Genomic DNA, 20,416 nt, shown 5'->3' with positions numbered 1-20,416 from the left:
GGCAATGGCTAGCACCACTGGTCCGGTCGGACCCGCACCACAGGAACACCAGGTCGTCTACACCACGTTGCATTTCGAGAAGCCCTGGGCGCTCGACAGCTACGAGAAGATGGACGGCTACAAGGCATGGCGCAAGATCCTGGCCGAAAAGCCGGACCCCGCCGCGCTGATCGAAGAGATCAAGAAGAGCGCGCTGCGCGGTCGCGGCGGCGCCGGCTTCCCGACGGGCCTGAAGTGGTCCTTCATGCCGCGCACGGCACCGGGTCAGAAGTACATCCTGTGCAACTCGGACGAATCCGAGCCGGGCACCTGCAAGGACCGTGACATCCTGCGCTTCAACCCGCATGCGGTCATCGAAGGCCTGGCGATCGCGTGCTACTGCACCGGTTCGACCGTCGCCTACAACTACCTGCGCGGCGAGTTCCACCACGAGCCGTTCGAGCACATCGAGGAAGCGCTGGCGGAAGCCTACGCAGCCGGCCTGCTCGGCAAGGATATCGGCGGCACGGGCATCGACGTCGACATCTACAACGCGCTGGGCGCCGGCGCGTACATCTGCGGCGAAGAAACCGCGCTGATGGAATCGTTGGAAGGCAAGAAGGGCCAGCCGCGCTTCAAGCCGCCGTTCCCGGCCGGCTTCGGCCTGTACGGTCGTCCGACCACGATCAACAACACCGAGACCTACGCCTCGGTGCCGGCCATCCTGCGCAACGGTGCGGAGTGGTTCCTCAACATCGGCAAGCCGAACAATGGCGGCCCGAAGATCTTCTCGGTGTCCGGCCACGTGGCCAAGCCGGGCAACTTCGAGATCAAGCTGGGCACGCCGTTCGCCGACCTGCTGCAGATGGCCGGCGGCATGCGCGAAGGCCGTAAGCTCAAGGCCTGCATCCCGGGCGGCTCGTCGATGAAGGTGCTGCCGGCCGAGAAGATCATGGAATGCACCATGGACTACGACTCGCTGCAGAAGGCGGGTTCGGGCCTGGGCTCTGGCGCGGTCATCGTGATGGACGACACCACCTGCATGGTGCGTGCGTGCCATCGCATCTCGCGCTTCTACATGGCCGAGTCGTGTGGTCAGTGCACCCCGTGCCGCGAAGGCACCGGCTGGATGCACCGGGTGCTTTCGCGCATCGTGGACGGCAAGGGCACGGAAGACGACCTGCACCGCCTCAAGGCCATCGCGGGCCAGATCGAGGGCCACACCATCTGCGCGTTCGGCGAAGCCGCGGCGTGGCCGGTGCAGGGCTTCCTGTTCCACTTCTGGCACGAATTCGAATACTACGTGACGCATGGCCGGTCGATCGTCGACGGCCCCGCCGGCACGGTCACCACTGGAGTCGCTGCATGAGTGCGCAGCCCGTAGCCAATGCCGCGCCGGATCTCGTCAATGTCGAGATCGACGGCGTACCGGTGCAGGTAGCCAAGGGGTCGATGATCATCCAGGCGGCGGATGCCGTCGGTATCGCCATCCCGCGCTTCTGCTACCACCGCAAGCTTCCGATCGCCGCCAACTGCCGCATGTGCCTGGTGGAAATCGAGAAGATGCCCAAGCCGGCACCGGCCTGCGCCACGCCGGTGGGCGAGGGCATGAAGGTGTTCACGCGCTCGGACAAGGCGCTGAAGTCGCAGCGCAACGTGATGGAATTCCTGCTGATCAACCATCCGCTGGACTGCCCGATCTGCGACCAGGGCGGCGAATGCGAACTGCAGGACGTCTCGCTGGGCTACGGCCGCTCGGTGTCCCGCTATACCGAGCGGAAGCGCACGGTCGCCGACGAGAACATCGGGCCGCTGATCGCCACCGAGATGACCCGCTGCATCCAGTGCACGCGCTGCGTCCGCTTCACCAGCGAGATCGCCGGCACGTACGAACTGGGTGGCATGAGCCGCGGTGAAAACCTCGAGATCGGCACCTACATCGGCAAGACCATCGAGAGCGAGCTGTCGGGCAACATCATCGACGTCTGCCCGGTGGGCGCGCTGACCAACAAGCCGTTTCAGTTCCAGGCACGCGCCTGGGAGCTGATCGCCCGTCCGTCGGTGGCCTACCACGACGCGCTCGGCTCCAACCTGTGGCTGCATGCGCGCCGCGGCGAAGTGCTGCGCACGGTGCCGCGCGACAACGAAACGATCAACGAGTGCTGGCTGTCCGACCGCGACCGCTACAGCCACCAGGGCCTGTACGCCGCCGATCGCGTGAAGACGCCGATGGTCAAGCGCAACGGGCAGTGGGCCGCCACCACGTGGGACGACGCCCTGGCCGTGGCCGCCGAGTCGCTGAAGAGCGTCTCCGGTGCCGACCTCGGCGTGCTGGTGCACGGCGCCACGTCGAACGAGGAAGGCGAGCTGATCGTCCGCCTCGCGCGCGGCCTGGGCAGTGCCCATGTGGATCACCGCCTGCGCCAGCTCGACTTCGCCGACAACGCGTTCGCGCGGCCGTTCGCCTCGCCGATCGCCTCGATCGACAAGGTGAAGGCGGCGCTGCTGGTCGGCTCCGACCTGCGCCACGAAGTGCCGCTGCTGAACCATCGCCTGCGCCAGGCGGTGAAGAAGGGGGCCAAGGTGTATGCGGTCAACCCCGCACACTTCAACTTCAACTACCCGCTGGCCGGCGAGTCGGTGGCCGCGCCGCATGCGCTGGTCGACGAGCTGCTGGTGCTGGCCAAGGCCGCCGGCGAGCACAGCGCCACGGTGCCGGACGCCCTGGCCTCCGCGCTGAACGGCGTCGAGACCACCGACGCCCATCGCGACGCGTTCAAGGCACTGGGTGACCAGGCCATCGTGATCTTCGGGCACGCCGCGGTCACCCATCCGGAAGCCTCGTGGTTGCGTGCCATCGCGCGCTTCATCGCCCAGGCAGCCGGCGCGGCGTTCAACGAGATCCCGGTCGGCGCCAACGCGCTGGGCCTTTCGTCCGTGGGCGTGCTGCCCGGTTCGGGCGGTCTCGATGCACGCGGCATGCTGGCCCAGGCTCGCAAGGGTTACATCCTGTACAACGTCGAGCCGCCGCACGACTTCGCCGACGGTGCGCTCGCGCAGCAGGCGATGCATTCGGCGCAGACCGTGGTGGCCTTCGCGGCGTATGCCAGCGAGGCGTTGAAGGACTCGGCCGATGTGATCCTGCCGATCGGCCTCACGCCCGAGATCGACGCGACCCTGGTCAATGTCGAAGGCACGGCCCAGACCGTGGTCGCGGGCGCCAAGGCTCCCGGCGACGCCCGTCCGGGCTGGAAGGTGCTGCGTGCACTGGGCGGCCTGCTGAACGTGCCCGGCTTCGAGTTCGAAGACCTCGCCGGTCTTCGCGAGGGTGTGACCGAGCGCGCGACCGACCTCCGTCAGGTGCTCGCCCCGCGTACCTCGGGTGTCACGCTGTCGCGCCTGGCCACCACGCCGATCTACCGCGGCGACGCGGTTCTGCGTCGCGCCGGTGCATTGAACGCGCATCCGCTCAACCGCCCCGCGGCCCTCCGCATCGGTGCGGACGAGGCGGGCAGGCTGGGTCTTGCCGATGGCGCCAACGCGCGCATCGGCGACAGCGTGCTGCTCGTGGTGTTCGACGAGGCGGTGCCGGCCGGTGCCGTCTGGATCGAAGCCGCGCATTCCGAAACCGCCATGCTGCCCCCGTACGGCGCGGCCATCACCGTGAGCAAGGCATAACCCATGGCCGATCAACTCTTCGACCACCTGTTGCTGCCGATCCTCTACATCCTGGCGATCGTGCTGCCGCTGGTCATCGGCGTCGCACTCTTCGTCTGGTGGGAGCGCAAGGTGCTGGGCTGGATGCACGTCCGCATGGGGCCCAACAAGGTCGGCCCCGCGGGCCTGCTGCAGGCCTTCGCCGACGTGGTGAAGCTGCTCCTGAAGGAAGTCATCCTTCCGACCAACGCCAACCGGGCGCTGTATTACCTGGCCCCGCTGCTGGCCCTGGTGCCGGCACTGGCCGCCTGGGCCGTGGTGCCGTTCGGTCCTGAAGTGGTGCTGGCCAACGTCAACGCCGGCGTGCTGTACCTGCTGGCGATGACCTCGATGGGCGTCTACGGCATCATCCTTGCCGGCTGGTCGTCCAACTCGCGTTACGCGATGCTCGGCGCCATGCGCGCGGCGGCCCAGGTCATCTCCTACGAGCTGGCCATGGGCATGTCGATCGTCTGCGTGCTGGTGCTGACGGGCAGCCTCAACCTGTCCGCCATCGTCAACGCGCAGTCGGGCAACTTCTTCACGTGGTACTGGCTGCCGTTGCTGCCGGTGTTCGTCATCTACTTCGTCTCGGGTGTCGCGGAAACCAACCGCGCACCGTTCGACGTGGCCGAAGGCGAATCCGAGATCGTCGCGGGCTTCCACGTCGAATACTCCGGCTCGCCGTTCGCGCTGTTCTTCCTGGCCGAGTACGCCAACATGATCCTGGTCAGCTTCCTGACCTCGATCTTCTTCATGGGTGGCTGGCTGTCGCCGTTCCCGGAATCCTGGGGCCTGCTGGGCCACGGCGGTTTCCATTGGCTGTTCATCAAGGCCTTCTTCTTCGCCTTCCTGTTCCTGTGGTTCCGCGCCAGCTTCCCGCGCTACCGCTACGACCAGATCATGCGTCTCGGCTGGAAGGTCTTCATCCCCATCACCATCGTCTGGGTCCTCGTCGCCGGCTGCATGAAATATTTTGGCTGGGTCCACCTCGGCACGGGAGCCTGATCGCCATGACCCGCGTTATCCATTACCTCAAGAGCCTGCTGCTGCTCGAGCTGTTCGCCGGCATGGGCCTGACCATGCGCTACATGTTCAGCCCGAAGTACACCATGCGCTACCCGTTCGAGCACATTCCCAAGTCCAACCGCTTCCGCGGCCTGCACGCGCTGCGTCGCTACGCCAACGGCGAAGAGCGCTGCATCGCCTGCAAGCTGTGCGAGGCGGTGTGCCCGGCGCTGGCGATCACCATCGACTCGGCCCCGCGCCCGGAAGACGGCCAGCGTCGCACCACGCGCTACGACATCGACCTGTTCAAGTGCATCTTCTGCGGTTTCTGCGAAGAGAGCTGCCCGGTCGATTCCATCGTGGAGACGCACGTGCACGAGTACCACTTCGAACATCGCGGCGAGAACGTGGTCACCAAGGGCCAGCTGCTGGCCATCGGCGACCGCTTCGAGCAGGACATCGCTGCCGCCCGCGCGCAAGACGCGGCTTACCGCTGAGGCGCCCGGAGAAATCACGCGATGAATACCGATCTGCTCCAACTCATCTGTTTCTACCTGTTCGCGGGTATCGCCGTCATCGGCGCGCTGATGGTCATCAGCGTGAAGAACTCGGTGCATGCCGTGCTCTCGCTGGTGCTGACCTTCTTCAGCATGGCCTGCGTCTGGCTGCTGGCCGAGGCCGAGTTCCTGGCCATCGCCCTTGTGGTGGTCTACGTCGGCGCGGTCATGGTGTTGTTCCTGTTCGTGGTCATGATGCTGGACATCAAGCAGGAGGTGGTCCGCGAGGGCTTCATCCGCTACCTGCCGGTGGGCATCATCGTCGCGCTGGTCATGCTGGTGGAGATGCTGGCGATGATCGGCGTCAAGGCCATGCACGCGCACACGCTCGGTCCCAACCCGGCCGGTGAATCCAACGTGGCCTGGCTGGGCCAGGCGCTGTACACCGACTTCCTGCTTCCGTTCGAGATCGCCGCACTGATCCTCACCGTGGGTGTGGTGGCCGCCGTGGCACTGACCCTCCGCCAGCGCCTGGGCGTCAAGCACCAGACGGCCTCGCAGCAGGTCGCCGTGCACGCGACCGACCGCGTCCGCGTGGTGAAGGTGGCCACCGAAACGATGGCTTCCGTCAGCCCGGCCCCCGCACCGGCCCCGGTGGTCGACCCGACGCAGGAGAACGCCAAGTGATCACGCTTTCCCATTACATCGTCCTCGGCGCGATCCTCTTCTGTATCGCGGTCGCCGGACTCTTCATCAACCGCAAGAACGTGATCGTGCTGCTCATGGCGATCGAGCTGATGCTCCTGGCGGTGAACACCAACTTCGTGGCCTTCTCGCGCTTCTTCGGCGATGTCGGCGGCCAGGTCTTCGTGTTCTTCATCCTCACCGTGGCCGCGGCGGAATCCGCCATCGGCCTGGCGATCCTGGTCCTGCTGTTCCGTAACCGCAGCACGATCAATGTCGCCGAAATCGACAGCATGAAGGGTTGATCCGATGAGTCTCTCGCTTTCAATCCTGCTGACGATCGCACTGGCACCGCTGGTGGGGTCGATCCTGGCCGGCCTGTTCGGACGAATGATCGGCCGGGCAGGGGCGCACACCGCGACCATCCTCGGTGTGGGCATCTCCTGCGCCCTCTCGTTCTACGTCCTGTACCAGCTGGTCTTCGCCGGTGCGCAGAACTTCAACCAGGACATCTACACCTGGTTCGAGATCGGCAAGTACCACGCCTCGGTCGGTTTCATGGTCGACCGCCTCACCGCCATGATGATGGTGGTGGTGACCTTCGTGTCGCTGCTGGTGCACCTGTACACCATCGGCTACATGGAAGAAGACCCGGGCTATACGCGCTTCTTCAGCTACATCTCCCTGTTCACCTTCTCGATGCTGATGCTCGTCATGAGCAACAACTTCATGCAGCTGTTCTTCGGCTGGGAAGCGGTGGGCCTGGTGTCGTACCTGCTGATCGGCTTCTGGTACAAGCGCCCCACGGCGATCTTCGCCAACCTCAAGGCGTTCCTGGTCAACCGCGTGGGCGACTTCGGTTTCCTGCTGGGTATCTCGGCCATCCTGTACTTCATGGGTACGCTGGATTACCAGACCGCCTTCGACCACGCCCCGGAGCTGGTCGGCAAGACGCTGCAGATCACGCAGAACCACGCGTGGGATGCCGCCACGGTGATCGGCATCCTGCTGTTCATCGGTGCCATGGGCAAGTCGGCCCAGGTACCGCTGCACGTGTGGCTGCCGGACTCGATGGAAGGTCCCACGCCCATCTCCGCGCTGATCCATGCGGCGACGATGGTCACGGCGGGTATCTTCATGGTCGCGCGCATGTCGCCGATCTTCGAGCTCACCGAAGGTGCGCTGTCGTTCATCCTGGTGATCGGTTCGACCACGGCCTTCTTCACCGGCCTGATCGGCATCGTGCAGAACGACATCAAGCGCGTCATCGCGTATTCCACGCTGTCGCAGCTGGGCTACATGACCGTGGCGCTGGGTGTGTCCGCCTATAGCGGCGCAGTGTTCCACCTGATGACCCATGCCTTCTTCAAGGCGCTGCTGTTCCTGGGTGCGGGCTCGGTCATCATGGGCATGCACCACGAGCAGGACATGCGCTACATGGGCGGCCTGCGCAAGTACATGCCGGTGACCTGGATCACGATGTGGATCGGCTCGCTGGCCCTGGCCGGCACGCCGTTCTTCTCGGGCTTCTACTCGAAGGACGCGATCATCGAGGCCGTCGGCGAGTCGCATCGCTGGGGTGCGTCGTACGCCTACTTCTGCGTGATGGGTGGCGTGTTCGTCACCTCGCTCTACAGCTTCCGCCTGCTGTACATGACCTTCCACGGGAAGGAGCGCTTCACCGTCGCGCACCATGCCCATGGTCACGGCGCACACGGCCACGACGTCCATGCCGTCCACCACGACGCGCATCATGACGACGCGCATCACGACGACGACCACGGCCACCACACGCCGGGCGTCCTCGAGCACGCGCCGCACGAGTCGCCGTGGGTCGTCACCGTCCCGCTGGTGCTGCTGGCCATCCCGTCCATCCTGATCGGCTTCTTCACCGTCGGCCCGATGCTGTTCGGCGACTGGTTCGGCAAGGCGATCCACGTGAACGAGGCCAACAACGTGCTGGGCGAGCTTGCGCACGAGTTCCACGGCGCTTTGGCCGCCGGCCTGCACGGCTTCATGCAGCCGCCTTTCTGGATCGCGGCCGCCGGCTTCATCGTCGCCACCTACGTCTACCTGTTCAACCCGTCGATCGCCGACAAGGCGAAGAACGCGCTGAAGCCGGTGTTCAACCTGCTCGACCACAAGTACTGGATCGATGAACTCTACTTCGCGGTGTTCGCGAAGGGCGGCGTGAAGCTGGGCGAAGGCCTGTCGAAGGTGGGCGATACCGCCATCATCGACGGCGCCATCGTCAACGGCTCGGCCGGCCTCGTGCAGCGCATCGCGAGCGGCGCCCGTCGTCTGCAATCCGGATTCCTCTTCCACTACGCGTTCGCCATGATCCTCGGTCTTATCCTGCTTCTCGGCGGGTACTGGCTGATCGGGCAATAAGGGAAACGAGCTCTATGTCGAATCACTTGCTCAGCCTGCTGATCTGGCTTCCGGTCGTCGGCGCCATCCCGGTGCTGTTGGCCGGTTCCGGTCGCCCAGGCCTCGCCCGCTGGATCTCCCTGCTGGTGGCGGTTGCCACGTTCGCCGCCAGCCTGGCCCTCCTGCCTGCCTACGACGCCGCCACGGGTACGATGCAGCTCAACGAAACGCTGAGCTGGATTCCCTCGCTCGGCATCAACTACTCGCTGGCCGTCGACGGTATCTCCGTCGCGCTCATCGTCCTGACCACCTTCACCCAGATCCTGGTGATCGTGGGTGCCTGGGAAGTCATCCAGAACAAGCCGCACCAGTACATGGCGGCGATGCTGATCCTCGAAGGCCTGATGATCGGCGTGTTCTGCGCGACGGACGCGTTGCTGTTCTACGTGTTCTTCGAAGCCATGCTGATCCCGATGTTCATCCTCATCGGTGTCTGGGGTGGCCCGCGTCGCGTCTATGCCACGCTGAAGTTCTTCATCTACACGTTCTTCGGCTCGATCTTCATGCTGGTCGGCCTGATTTACCTGTACCACAAGACCGGCGGCAGCTTCGCGCTGTCGGACATGGCCAACGTGCACCTGACGCTGACCGAGCAGAGCTGGCTGTTCTTCGCCTTCCTGCTGGGCTTCGCCATCAAGGTCCCGATGGTGCCGGTGCATACGTGGCTGCCGGATGCCCACGTCGAGGCGCCCACGGGCGGCTCGGTGGTGCTGGCGGCGGTGATGCTGAAGATCGGTGGCTACGGCTTCCTCCGTTTCAGCCTGCCGATCGTGCCGGATGCCTCGCACCACTTCGCCTGGCTGGTCATCGTGCTCAGCCTGATCGCGGTCTGCTACATCGGCTACATCGCGCTGGTGCAGCAGGACATGAAGAAGCTGGTGGCGTACTCGTCCATCGCGCACATGGGTTTCGTCACCCTGGGTATCTTCATCGCCTTCCTGCTGGTGCGTGACTCGGACAATGTCGAGGCGGCACGCCTGGGCATGCAGGGCGCCATGGTCCAGATGATTTCGCACGGTTTCATTTCCGGCGCGATGTTCAGCTGCATCGGCGTGCTGTACGACCGCATGCATACCCGACAGATCAAGGATTACGGCGGCGTCATCAACGTGATGCCGATCTTCGCCCCGTTCTACGTGCTGTTCGCCATGGCCAACAGCGGCCTGCCGGGTACCAGCGGGTTCGTCGGCGAGTTCATGGTCATCCTGGCCTCGTTCAGCGCCAACCCGTGGATCGCGTTGTTCGCCGCGTTCACCCTGATCATCGGCGCGGCTTACACGCTGTGGATGGTCAAGCGCGTCCTCTGGGGCGACATCAAGAACAAGCACGTCGCGGAACTGACGGACGTCAACGGTCGCGAGATCTTCATGCTGAGCGCGTTCGCCGCCGGTGTGCTGGTCTTCGGTATCTGGCCGGAGCCGCTGGTCCACCTGATGGATGCCTCGGTTGCTCGGATCGTCGAGCAGCTGGCCATCACCAAAGTCTGAGCGGGAACTATCCATGCCTGGTATCAACGACATCCTGATCCTGCTCCCCGAGGTTTACCTCGTGCTGGCGGCCTGCGTGCTCCTGCTCCTGGACGCCTGGCTCGCGCCGGCGCAGAAGGGCGCGGTGCACTGGCTCTCCATCCTGGTCCTCGTGATCGGCGCGTACCTCGTCGTCAGCGGCCAGCCGGATGGCACGGTCACCGCCTTCGGCGGCATGTTCATCCGCGACGGCGTGGCCGAAGTGCTGAAGCTGTTCTCGCTGCTGATCACGGCCGTGATCTTCGTCTATGCGCGTCCGTACTTGCGCGAGCGGGCCATCCCGTTCGGTGAGTTCTACACGCTGACCCTGTTCGCTACCGTCGGCACGATGTTCCTCGTGTCGGCGGGCAGCTTGGTCACCGTGTACCTGGGCCTCGAGCTGCTGACGCTTTCGTCGTACGCCCTGGTCGCCCTCAACCGCGACTCGCAGCTGTCTTCCGAAGCCGCCATCAAGTACTTCGTGCTGGGCGCGCTGGCCTCGGGCATGCTGCTGTACGGCATGTCGATGATCTACGGCGCCACCCACAGCCTCGACCTGCACACGATCCACGCGGCCATCGTCACCACCGAGTGGAAGACGCTGCTGCTGTTCGGCCTGGTCTTCATGATCGTCGGCATCGGCTTCAAGCTCGGCGCCGCGCCGTTCCACATGTGGATTCCGGACGTCTACCAGGGCTCGCCCACCGCCGTGACCATCTTCATCGGTTCGGCGCAGAAGCTGGCGGCGTTCGGCATGGCCTATCGACTGCTGTCCACCGGCATGGGCGATGCCGCGGGCGGCGCGACCGGCCTGGCACCGCAGTGGCAGATGATGCTGGCCACGCTGGCCGTGCTGTCGCTGGCCATCGGTAACCTGGTCGCCATCGTGCAGACCAACCTCAAGCGCTTGCTGGCCTATTCGACCATCTCGCACATGGGCTACCTGCTCTTGGGCCTGGTCAATGCCAGTCCGGAAGGCTACTCGGCCTCCATGTTCTATGCCGTCAGCTACGCGCTGACCAGCGCCGCGGCGTTCGGCATGATCCTGGTGCTGTCGCGCTCGGGCTTCGAGTGCGAGGAGATCGACGACCTGCGCGGCCTCAACCAGCGCTCGCCGTGGTTCGCCTTCCTCATGCTGCTGGTGATGTTCTCGCTGGCCGGTGTGCCGCCGCTGTTCGGCTTCTTCGGCAAGCTGCTGGTGCTGAAGGCGGCCGTGGACGCGGGCTTCCTCTGGCTGGCGCTGGTCGGTGCCGTGTTCGCCATCGTCGGCCTGTACTACTACCTGCGCGTGGTGAAGGTGATGTACTTCGACGCCCCGCTGGAAGGCACCGACGTGCGTGCCCGTGCCGACGCGCCGGCACGCTGGGTGCTGTCGATCAACGCCCTCGCGCTGCTGGTCCTGGGCTTCACCTGGGCACCGCTGCTGGCCTGGTGCCAGAAGGCCTTCGCCGGCTGATCGGGCAGGGCGGTTTGCAGTGAAAAAAAGCGCCGGTCTCCGGCGCTTTTTTTTGGAACGACGCCGGGGCGTGTGGTGATGTGGAGCATTGGGGGTAGGAGCGCACGATGTGCGCGATCCCTCGACATGGCAACGGCGACGGAAGCCATGCATGGCATCCGTGCAGGCGTTTCCGGACGCCGGGGAAAACACATACCGGACGCACGGAACGGCCTTGGATCCATGGGGCGCATGGTTTCATTCGCGACATATTTGTTTGGGGTTCGCGCACATCGTGCGCTCCTACCGACCTTGTGCGGTGTGGCCCGAATATCCCGCGTTGCGCGCGCCACGAGGTCGCGTTTTGCGTCGTGTCATGGTCCGCCGCGCATCTTTTTCACACGAATGTAAAAAAGGGGCTTGCAAGAAACCGGCCACATCCATATACTTGCTGACTCTGATGCGGGGTGGAGCAGTCTGGCAGCTCGTCGGGCTCATAACCCGAAGGTCGTAGGTTCGAATCCTACCCCCGCTACCAGTTTTAAATGAAACGGCGCGATCTCTACCGGGATCGCGCCGTTTTCTTTTGTGGCGTTTGTTATGCAACGCCCGCCGCAGCGCCATAATGGCCGCATGTCCCTGCATGCCATCGTTGCCGCCAACCTTACGACCGTCGCCGTCGGCGTGTTGATCGTGGTGGTCTCGTTCAACCGGCTGTTGCACCTGATCTGGCCGTTCGCGCTGGTGATGCCTTTGATACCGACGTTCGCAGTAGCGTATTCTGGGTATCCCGATGGCGTGTACCTGTGGAGCTACCTTCCGATCGGTCTGGCCATCTATGCAAGACGCCGTATCGGTACGTTTCCGCGAGGGTAGGAGCCCGGCGTCGCGGTGGCTGCCGTTCGCCGCGTCACCCACCAGAACAGCAGCGCCAGCAGACTGACCGCCGCGCCCAGCAGGCACACGCCGCGCCAGCCGGCGTGGGCATAGGTCACCGTCGTGCTGATCGCGCCGACCCCGCTGCCGACGGCGTAAAACAGCATGTAGAGGCCAACCAGTCGGCTGTGCGCCTCGGGGCGGCTGCGTAAAATCATGCTCTGGTTGGTGACGTGAAGCGCTTGGCCGCCCAGGTCGAGCAACACGATGCCGACCATCAGTGCCCCGAGTGACCCTTCCATCAGCGACAGCGGCCACCAGGCCAGCAGCATCAGCGTCAGCGCCATCGCGCTGGTGCGCTGGGCGTATCCACGATCTGCCCATTGCCCGGCACGTGTAGCGGCAGCGGCTCCGACCACGCCAACCAGGCCGAACGCGCCGATGATCGTATGCGAGAAATTGTAGGGAGGTGCGCTCAACGGCAGTACCAGCGCGCTCCAGAAGATGTTGAACGCCGCGAACATCAATAGCGCCAGCACCCCGCGGACTTGCAGCATTTTTTCCTGGCGTAGCAGTGTCAGCATGGAGGCGATCAGGCGCAAATAGCGCATCGGATTCGCCACGGGAGGCAAGCGGGGCAGTCGCCGCCATAACGGTACCGCGATCAGCAGCATGAGTACGGCAGCGCAGACATACACACCGCGCCAGCCTGCCAGGTCACTGACGCCACCGGCGAACACCCGTGCCAACAGCAGGCCGATGAACACACCGCTTTGCGCTGTGCCGACCACCCGCCCTTGTTCGTAGGGTGTGGCGGCGCTGGCTGCGTAGGCGATCAGGCCCTGCGTCATCGCCGTGCCCAGCAAGCCCACGGCCAACATGCCCGCCAACAGTACCGGCGAGGACGGCGCGATGCCGACCGTCGCCAGTGCTACCGCCAAGGCGGGCAGTTGCACCGCCATCAAGCGGCGACGGTCTAAGCGATCACCCAATGGCACCAGCAACAGCAGGGCCAAGGCGCAACCGACCTGCGTGGCTGTCACCACACCGCCGACTGTCGCATGGCTGATGCCTAAATCCCGCGCCAGCGCGTCCAGCAGCGGCTGCGCGTAATAGACGTTTGCCACGCTCAATCCGCTCGCGACGGCGAACAGCCACATCAGGCTGCGCGGCATGCCGTGGGGCCGGGGCTGGACGTTGCCTTGGTCCGGCAGTGAGGCACGAGAAGCCTTCATGAGGTCAGGTCCATTCAATCTGGTTGCAGAAAAAAACCGATTGAAGGCTGCGCCATCTAGTTTTAAAATGCAACCGGAAGCCATCCCCACTTAGCAAGCAGGCCGATTCCATGCCGACGCGCAAAGCCATGAACGACGAACCTTGTCCTGTTGCGCGCGCTGTCGATCTGGTCGCAGATCGCTGGTCGTTGCTTATCGTGCGCGATGCCTTCGATGGCATGCGCCGTTTTGGTGATTTCCAGCGGAGCTTGGGCGTGGCGCGCAACATCCTCTCCGGCCGGCTTCGCAAGCTGGTTGATGCAGGCATCCTCCAGACGCAGGACGCCTCCGACGGCACGGCTTATCAGGAATATGTGCTGACAAAGCAGGGGGAAAGCCTGTTTCCCGTCGTGGTGGCGCTGCGTCAATGGGGCGAACAGCATCTGTTCGAGCGTGGCGAACGGCATTCGGTACTGATCGATATGCGCACGGGCAAGCCTATTCCGCGCATGGCGCCTCAGGCCAACGATGGCTCCGTGCTGCTGCCCGCGGCCACTAAAGTGCGGAAAGTGACGTAACAGGCGCGCGCGTAGGAGCCCACGATGTGGGCGAATGGCGATGGCGTTGGTGTGCGGCGGGTTTATCGCCCACATCGTGGGCTCCTACACGATGGCGGGCGTTGGCTTGGACATAAAAAAAGCGGCGCACGAGGCGCCGCTTGAAGATCACTGCCCAGGGGGAGCGGACAGTGATGTGGCACGGGGCGCGCTGTGCGGGTAGCACGGCGCTTGCTGGACAAGATAGCGGTCACGCGGGCGTTCGTCTGTCAGTGTTCGCCTACACGAATCCGGTAACCGGCCTGGATCCAAGGGCGGCTTGCGCCCGGCGTTCTTCCATGAATACTCTCCGCCATCAGGGACTCAGGATGGGGACGACATGGCTCGGATGATGCGTTGGATGAGCGCAGCGCTACTGGCGCTATGCATGGTGGGATGCAATCAGGATGCGCTGGTCGCAAAGTTCGCGCCTCACCCGCAGTCTGAAATCGCCAAGAAGGCGCTGGACGACTGGCACGCAGGACGCAACGACGCACTGCGCGCCGAGATGGACCCGGCCTTGCGCGATCAGGCGAGCGACGGTGCCCTTACCCGGATGACAGATCAGCTGCCTAAAGGCGAGCCCGATCAGAGCAAGCTGGTCGGGTCGAAATTCTTCTCGCAGGATGGGCAGACTCGCTACGACATCACGTACGAGTACCGATTCGCCGATCGGCGCATGCTCGGCACGGCGACGCTGATGACCCGCGACGGCAAGACGTCGGTGATCGGGCTGCATGCGTGGATGATATCGGCTGAGCAGGAGCAGGCCGGCACCTTCACGTTGACGGGGAAGGGTCCCGCGCAACTCGCGATGCTGTTTCTTGCCATTGCGGTTCCGGTGTTCTGCCTGGCCGTTTTCGTCATCTGTGTGCGCACGCCGAAATTTTGCTGGAAGCGGACCTGGGCCTTCTTCACCCTGCTCGGCGTGGTGACGCTTCGGATGAATTGGGCCACCGGTCATATCCGTCTCGACCCGCTGTCTTTCCAGCTATTCGGTGCATCTGTCCTCAAAGACGGCTACAACCCCTGGGTCATCGGAGTCTCGTTTCCCCTGGGCGCCGTGTTGTTCCTGTGGCGGCGCAGGCGATTGCCGCCCCCGGTACCCACCGAAGCCGTGTGATAAACGAGCCATGACATGAATAGGCGCGACCGCTATGCGCCAGGAACGCACGGATGAGCGGTCGAGTCGGCTTCGCCAAGAAACGCGCTCACGGTGCCGGTTTGGTTGAAAAAACCGGATTCGCCATGCCGGCGAGGCTATGCGAGCCGCTGCCCTGCATCTCGAGCACGACCACGTCGTTCTTGCCTTTGCGCAGCCACGCGGCCGGCACGTACAGCGACTGCTGAGGCCCGATGTCCCAGAACCGGCCCAGGTGGTGGCCGTTGATCCACACGTTGCCCTTGTGCCATCCGCGCAGGTCGAGGAAGGTGCCGGCTACGGTCGGCACGTCCAGCGTGCCGTGCCAGAACGCGGGGCCCGTGGGTGTGGCACCCGTCTTGAAGGCAAGGCCCGAGAGGTTGTCCAGCGGCAGCGGGTAGGTGGTCCACTGGGTAAGGTCCTCGCCGCCGGCCTGCACGGACTGGGTGATGCCCTTGGATTCCTCTTCCATGCCCGTGCCGATGTTGATCCGTCCCATGTTTTCCACCACGAGGTCGAGCGTGCTGCCGGCATGCAGGTCGACGGGCAGGGCATGTTCGTCCTTGCGACGGTCGAGCGTGCCGATGAGGCGTCCATCGACCAGCAGCGTGGCGTAATCGCGTACGTCGGCCACATCGAGCTTGCCCTGCGCGTCGCTGTCGAGCTTCTTTCGGTAGAGGATCAGCCCGTAGTTCTGGCCGAAGGTCTCCATGCCCTGCGGCGTCACGGTGGTACGGGGATGCGGGGACAGGGTCGGCAAGGCGTCGAGCAGGCCGATCGACTCGCGTAACTCGACACGCGCCACCGCCGTGGTCGGCGACGATGGCGGTGGTGCGGGAAGTCGCTCGCCCTTGGGCAGGTGGGCCGCGATCACCTTGCGCAAGGCCGCGTATTTCGGTGTCAGCCGGCCGGCTTCGTCGATGGGCGAGTCGTAGTCGTAGCTGGTGGTAACGGGCAGGTAATGGCCATCGTCGTTATTCGCCCCGTTCATCCAGCCGACGTTGGTGCCGCCGTCCACCATGTAGAGGTTGAACGAGATGTCGTGGTCGAGCATCCAGCCGACCGCGCCGGTCACTTCGTCGCTGCTGCGTGTGTTGTGTTTTTCGCCCCAGCGGTCGTACCAGCCGCTCCAGTATTCGCCGGCCATCTTCGGCATGCCTTGCATCGACGTGGCCGATCGCGCGAATGCGCGTTGCGTCTTGACCGCGTCGCCGGTGAAGTTGATGACGGAAAGCATGCCGGGCAGTGTGCCGCGGCTCATCCAGGTGGGGCCGGGTCCGTTGGACATGAAAAACGGCACGTCGAAACCTGCATCGAGCATCTGCTGGCGTATCGCTTTCATGTAGTCGGCGTCGTTGCCGACGTAGCCGTACTCGTTTTCGACCTGCATCATCAGGATGGGGCCGCCGTGGGTGGCTTGCAGCGGCGCCAGTTCCTTGCCGAGGCGCTTGAACCAGGCGGCGCTGGCCGCGAGGAAACGCGGGTCGTACGAGCGCACGCGCAGGCCGGCCGTGCGCAGCAGCCACGCGGGAAAGCCGCCGAACTCCCACTCCGCGCAGACGAAGGGGCCGGGACGCACGATGACGTTGAGCCCTTCTTCCTGCGCCGTGCGCACGAAGGTGGCGATGTCGTTGTCGCCGGTGAAATCGAAGTGGCCCGGCTCCGGTTCGCTCACGTTCCAGAACGCGTACGTGGTGATCGTATTGAGGCCCATGGCCCGCGCCTTGCGCAGGCGATCGCGCCAGTCGGCGTGCGGAATGCGTGGGTAATGCATCTCGCCGGAACGGATGACGTACGGCTTGCCGTCGAGCAGGAACTGCCCGTCCTGCACGGTGAAATGGGCTGGCGTAGCCGAAGCGGCGACGGGCAGCAGGCCGGCAGCGGCCAGGCAGGTGGAAAGCAGCAGGGGTAGTGGCTTCACGCAGCGCTCCGGCAGGGCAGTCGTTCGACGTTACACACGGCGATCCCGCCGTCGCAAGGGCCAACGGTCGTCGATCTCAAGACTGCGCCCGGTCGCCGTGGCACGGTGGCAGACCCCTCGCCATCCGGACCGCTCGTTATGGCATCTCCCAGGCGCCGCAAGGGCGTATCGCCGGTGTACGCCGAACTGGCATGCGCCACCCCGCTCGAGCGTATCGAGTTGATCCGGCGTGGCCTGCCACCCGCGCTGATCCTGGACCTGGCCTGCGATCTTCGGCTCAGTGAGGACAACCTGATGGTGTACCTGGGGCTGGTGCGGGCCGGTGTCCGCCAGAAGCTGGCCGACGAGGAGCGACTGACGCCGCAGGAGTCCGATGGGGTGATGGCGCTGGCGGTCTTCCTCGGCGACACGCTGCGCGGACACGACCCGGTGGCGGCCTTGCCGGCCGATGCGCAAATGGCCGCCGCGGCGTGGCTGGGCAGGTGGCTGCGCTCGCCGCATGTCGAACTTGAGCACCGGGCGCCGCTGCAGTTCGTGGACATTCCCCATGGCAGGGCGTTCGTGGCGAGCCTGCTGGCGAGGGCGCGAAACGCACGTCGTCGTTGACAACCAGCATGTGCATTTTCGGCAAGAACGCAAGATCGTACGAGGGCGTTTTCATGGACGTTCGCGTCGCCGCACCTGTCCGTCGTCATCCGGCCTGTCGTCCGGCGCGTTTTTTTGTGCATTCCGTCGCGCGAAACCTTCGACCTGGCTCCACGACGTTCTCCTTGAAAGCCTGATGAAAGCTTAGCGTCGCATGGCTGTAATGACAGGGGGGAGAACGGGCGGAATGGTGGGGGGCTTCGCGATTTCCTGCGGTTTTAAGGGCTTAAGCGCAGGGGATCCGATGTGCCAGGGGGCGAGAAGGTCGCTTCGACCCAGGACGCCGATGTATCGGGCCACCGTTTCCGGTGGACCACTTACGGGCAGACGAAGGATCATCCATGAAGATCGACGCTTTTGGTTTCGGGGCAACGCGCAAGACGGCTTTGACGGTGGCTATCGCCTTGGCGATGTCCTCCCTTTCCGCGCATGCGGACGACGCCTGGGTCAGCACCCATACGCAGGCGGCCATGTCGCAGTCCGCGAACACGCAGACTCTCCTGGCCACCAGCAGCACGTCGGCCGCGCCAACCGGCGGCTACGTGCTGAACATGACCGGCTCACCGCGGATCGAAGGCGCCGCCGTCACCGCGATGGCCGCGGACCATCCGCTGCATGTCGAGGTCGCGCTAAAGCTGCGCAACCCCGATCAGTTGCAGACGTTCCTTGCCGGCGTGACCACGCCGGGCAACGCGCTGTTCGGCCAGTTCCTCACCCCGGCGCAGTTCACCGAGCGCTTCGGACCCACGCAGGCCCAGGTGGATGCCGTGGTGGCCCACCTGCGGCAGGCCGGATTCTCCAACATCGAGGTGTCGCCCAACCGCTTGCTGGTATCCGCCGACGGTAACGCTGGCGCGGCGACCAACGGCTTTCGCACCTCGATCAAGCGTTTCACCGCGAACGGTCGCGAGTTCTTCGCCAACGACGCCCCGGCCCTGGTGCCCGCTGCACTCGGCGACAGCGTCAACGCCGTGCTCGGCCTGCAGAACGTCTCCGTCAAGCACACGCTCCACCACGTCTACCATCCGGAGAATGTGGTCGTTCCCGGACCGAACATGCGCACCCAGGCGGCCGCTGCCGTCGCCGCGCACAAGCCCCAGGATTTTGCCGCGATCTACGGTGCGGGCAGCATGCCCGCAGCGACCAATACGGCCGTCGGCATCATCACCTGGGGGTCGATCACCCAGACCGTCACCGACCTGAACACCTTTACTTCGGGTGCGGGCCTGTCCAAGGTCAACGCGACGATCACCAAGGTCGGCAGCGGCACCTTCGCCAACGACGCGGACTCCAACGGCGAGTGGGCGCTGGACAGCCAGGACATCGTCGGCATGGCCGGTGGCGTCAAGCAGCTGATCTTCTACACCTCGGCCAACGGCGACTCGAGCTCATCGGGCATCACGGATGCGGGCATCACCGCCAGCTACAACCGGGCCGTGACCGACAACATCGCCAAGCTGATCAACGTGTCGCTCGGCGAAGACGAAACAGCCGCCCAGCAGTCCGGTACGCAGTCCGCGGACGACGCGATCTTCCAGCAGGCCGTGGCCCAAGGACAGACCTTCTCGATCGCCGCGGGCGATGCGGGCGTGTACCAGTGGTCGACCGATCCCAGCTCGGGTGCGCCGGGCTACGTGGCCAATTCCGCCGGTACCGTGAAGATCGACCTGACCCACTACTCGGTCAGCGAACCGGCCAGTTCCCCATACGTCATCCAGGTGGGCGGCACGCAGCTGTCCACCAGCGGCACGACGTGGTCGGGTGAAACGGTATGGAACGAGGGGCTGTCGGATACCGGCAGCGGCAACCTGCGCCTGTGGGCGACCGGCGGTGGCACCAGCCTCTACGAGACGGCTCCGTCGTGGCAGTCGTCGGTGTCCAGCTCCAGCAAGCGCGTGGGTCCGGACGTGTCCTTCGACGCGGCGTCCGCGTCCGGTGCGCTGATCGTCGTCAACGGCTCGACCGAGCAGGTGGGCGGCACCAGCCTGGCATCCCCGCTTTTCGTCGGTGCGTTTGCGCGTATCGAGTCGGCGGCGAACAACGGCATCGGCTTCCCGGCGTCCAAGTTCTACCAGACGTTCCCGACCCAGACCTCGCTGCTGCATGACGTCACCTCCGGCAACAACGGCTACCAGGGCCATGGCTTCGTGGCAGGCACCGGCTTCGACGAGGCCACCGGCTTCGGCAGCTTCGACGTGGGCAAGCTCAACACGTATGCCCAGGCCAACTGGGTCAGCGGCAGCACCGGTGGTGGTGGCACGGGCGGTGGCGGTACAGGGGGCGGCACCTCCAACGGCAACACGCTGCAGAACGGCGTGGCCGCAACAGGCTTGTCCGCGGCGAAGGGTGCCAAGCTGAACTACACCGTGGCCGTTCCGGCGGGCGCGAAGAACCTGAAGGTGTCGATCTCGGGTGGCACGGGTGATGCCGACCTGTACCTCAAGGCCGGCTCGGCGCCGACCACCTCCAGCTACGACTGCCGCCCGTATGTCACGGGCAACACCGAAAGCTGCTCCGTGGCGTCGCCACAGGCCGGTACCTACTACGTCATGCTGAACGCCTATGCCGCGTTCTCGGGCGTGTCGCTGACGGCTTCGTGGACCAACTGATCCGCGGTTGAGGATCGACCGGGCGTCCCTCCGCGAGGAGGGGCGCCTTTTTTTTGGGTTCTTCACGCATGACGGGGGCGTCTCGAAGCCGAAGCCAGAGCCAGAGCCAGAGCCAGAGCCAGAGCCCGTCGCTCGTATGGCGCGGCGAGGAGGCGCTGGGTGGTCACACTCTGCGCTCGG

The 20,416-nt window shown here is 64.9% G+C and carries 16 protein-coding genes and 1 tRNA gene; 15 read left to right on the top strand and 2 right to left on the bottom strand.

Annotated features, from left to right (window positions below):
• The first annotated feature begins 4 nt into the window (after positions 1–4).
• The 11 genes from nuoF to QRN34_RS00035 all read left to right on the top strand — a co-directional run bounded on the left by nuoF (position 5) and on the right by QRN34_RS00035 (position 12,110).
• Positions 5–1,348, top strand: coding sequence for an NADH-quinone oxidoreductase subunit NuoF (gene nuoF / locus QRN34_RS00085; protein ID WP_036142441.1), 1,344 nt, complete (start codon positions 5–7; stop codon positions 1,346–1,348).
• Complete coding sequence (nuoG, locus tag QRN34_RS00080) at positions 1,345–3,657, top strand: NADH-quinone oxidoreductase subunit NuoG (RefSeq protein WP_285400871.1); 2,313 nt, start codon at positions 1,345–1,347, stop codon at positions 3,655–3,657. The genes nuoF and nuoG overlap by 4 nt, the downstream gene beginning before the upstream one ends.
• A gap of 3 nt (positions 3,658–3,660) precedes the next feature.
• Complete coding sequence (gene nuoH, locus QRN34_RS00075) at positions 3,661–4,683, top strand: NADH-quinone oxidoreductase subunit NuoH (protein WP_285400869.1); 1,023 nt, start codon at positions 3,661–3,663, stop codon at positions 4,681–4,683.
• Positions 4,684–4,688: 5 nt separating this feature from the next.
• Positions 4,689–5,180 (top strand): NADH-quinone oxidoreductase subunit NuoI, encoded by a 492-nt coding sequence (nuoI, locus tag QRN34_RS00070; RefSeq protein WP_036112213.1) that lies wholly within the window; start codon positions 4,689–4,691, stop codon positions 5,178–5,180.
• Positions 5,181–5,201: 21 nt separating this feature from the next.
• Positions 5,202–5,867, top strand: coding sequence for an NADH-quinone oxidoreductase subunit J (locus QRN34_RS00065; protein WP_285400867.1), 666 nt, complete (start codon positions 5,202–5,204; stop codon positions 5,865–5,867).
• Positions 5,864–6,169 (top strand): NADH-quinone oxidoreductase subunit NuoK, encoded by a 306-nt coding sequence (gene nuoK, locus QRN34_RS00060; RefSeq protein ID WP_036112219.1) that lies wholly within the window; start codon positions 5,864–5,866, stop codon positions 6,167–6,169. The genes QRN34_RS00065 and nuoK overlap by 4 nt, the downstream gene beginning before the upstream one ends.
• 4 nt (positions 6,170–6,173) lie before the next feature.
• A complete protein-coding gene (nuoL, locus tag QRN34_RS00055; protein WP_285400857.1) occupies positions 6,174–8,255 on the top strand; it encodes an NADH-quinone oxidoreductase subunit L in 2,082 nt (693 codons plus the stop codon).
• A 14-nt stretch (positions 8,256–8,269) separates the two neighbouring features.
• Positions 8,270–9,781, top strand: coding sequence for an NADH-quinone oxidoreductase subunit M (locus QRN34_RS00050; protein ID WP_285400855.1), 1,512 nt, complete (start codon positions 8,270–8,272; stop codon positions 9,779–9,781).
• A 13-nt stretch (positions 9,782–9,794) separates the two neighbouring features.
• On the top strand, positions 9,795–11,255 hold the full coding sequence (nuoN, locus tag QRN34_RS00045; RefSeq protein WP_036142424.1) for an NADH-quinone oxidoreductase subunit NuoN: 1,461 nt from the start codon (positions 9,795–9,797) through the stop codon (positions 11,253–11,255).
• Positions 11,256–11,695: 440 nt separating this feature from the next.
• Positions 11,696–11,772: transfer RNA gene (locus QRN34_RS00040), tRNA-Met, on the top strand.
• Between the two features lie 95 nt (positions 11,773–11,867).
• Entirely contained in the window at positions 11,868–12,110 is a 243-nt protein-coding gene (locus tag QRN34_RS00035; RefSeq protein ID WP_185754441.1) for a hypothetical protein, read from the top strand.
• Here QRN34_RS00035 and QRN34_RS00030 read toward each other — a convergent pair.
• On the bottom strand, positions 12,071–13,345 hold the full coding sequence (locus QRN34_RS00030) for an MFS transporter (protein ID WP_285400850.1): 1,275 nt from the start codon (positions 13,343–13,345) through the stop codon (positions 12,071–12,073). The two genes, QRN34_RS00035 and QRN34_RS00030, sit on opposite strands and share 40 nt — an antisense overlap.
• Before the next feature lie 110 nt (positions 13,346–13,455).
• Between QRN34_RS00030 and QRN34_RS00025 the strand changes: the two genes are divergently transcribed.
• Both QRN34_RS00025 and QRN34_RS00020 read left to right on the top strand, forming a co-directional pair.
• Positions 13,456–13,902, top strand: coding sequence for a helix-turn-helix domain-containing protein (locus QRN34_RS00025; RefSeq protein WP_285400848.1), 447 nt, complete (start codon positions 13,456–13,458; stop codon positions 13,900–13,902).
• A gap of 358 nt (positions 13,903–14,260) precedes the next feature.
• Positions 14,261–15,043, top strand: a complete 783-nt coding sequence (locus tag QRN34_RS00020; protein ID WP_285400845.1) for a hypothetical protein — start codon at positions 14,261–14,263, stop codon at positions 15,041–15,043.
• Positions 15,044–15,131: 88 nt separating this feature from the next.
• On the opposite strand, the gene QRN34_RS00015 is transcribed toward QRN34_RS00020, so the two are convergent.
• Positions 15,132–16,982 (bottom strand): beta-galactosidase family protein, encoded by a 1,851-nt coding sequence (locus QRN34_RS00015; RefSeq protein WP_285400843.1) that lies wholly within the window; start codon positions 16,980–16,982, stop codon positions 15,132–15,134.
• 138 nt (positions 16,983–17,120) lie between these two features.
• On the opposite strand from QRN34_RS00015, the gene QRN34_RS00010 reads away from it, so the two are divergent.
• Together QRN34_RS00010 and QRN34_RS00005 are read left to right on the top strand one after the other, a co-directional pair.
• A complete protein-coding gene (locus QRN34_RS00010; RefSeq protein WP_285400842.1) occupies positions 17,121–17,588 on the top strand; it encodes an antitoxin Xre/MbcA/ParS toxin-binding domain-containing protein in 468 nt (155 codons plus the stop codon).
• Between the two features lie 380 nt (positions 17,589–17,968).
• Complete coding sequence (locus QRN34_RS00005; RefSeq protein ID WP_285400840.1) at positions 17,969–20,236, top strand: protease pro-enzyme activation domain-containing protein; 2,268 nt, start codon at positions 17,969–17,971, stop codon at positions 20,234–20,236.
• The last annotated feature ends 180 nt before the right edge of the window (positions 20,237–20,416 follow it).

Origin of the sequence: Luteibacter sp. ME-Dv--P-043b (assembly GCF_030209605.1) — a bacterium.
GTDB lineage: Bacteria > Pseudomonadota > Gammaproteobacteria > Xanthomonadales > Rhodanobacteraceae > Luteibacter.
Note: the sequence above shows the minus strand (reverse complement) of the source record. Positions and strands in the feature narration are given on the sequence as shown.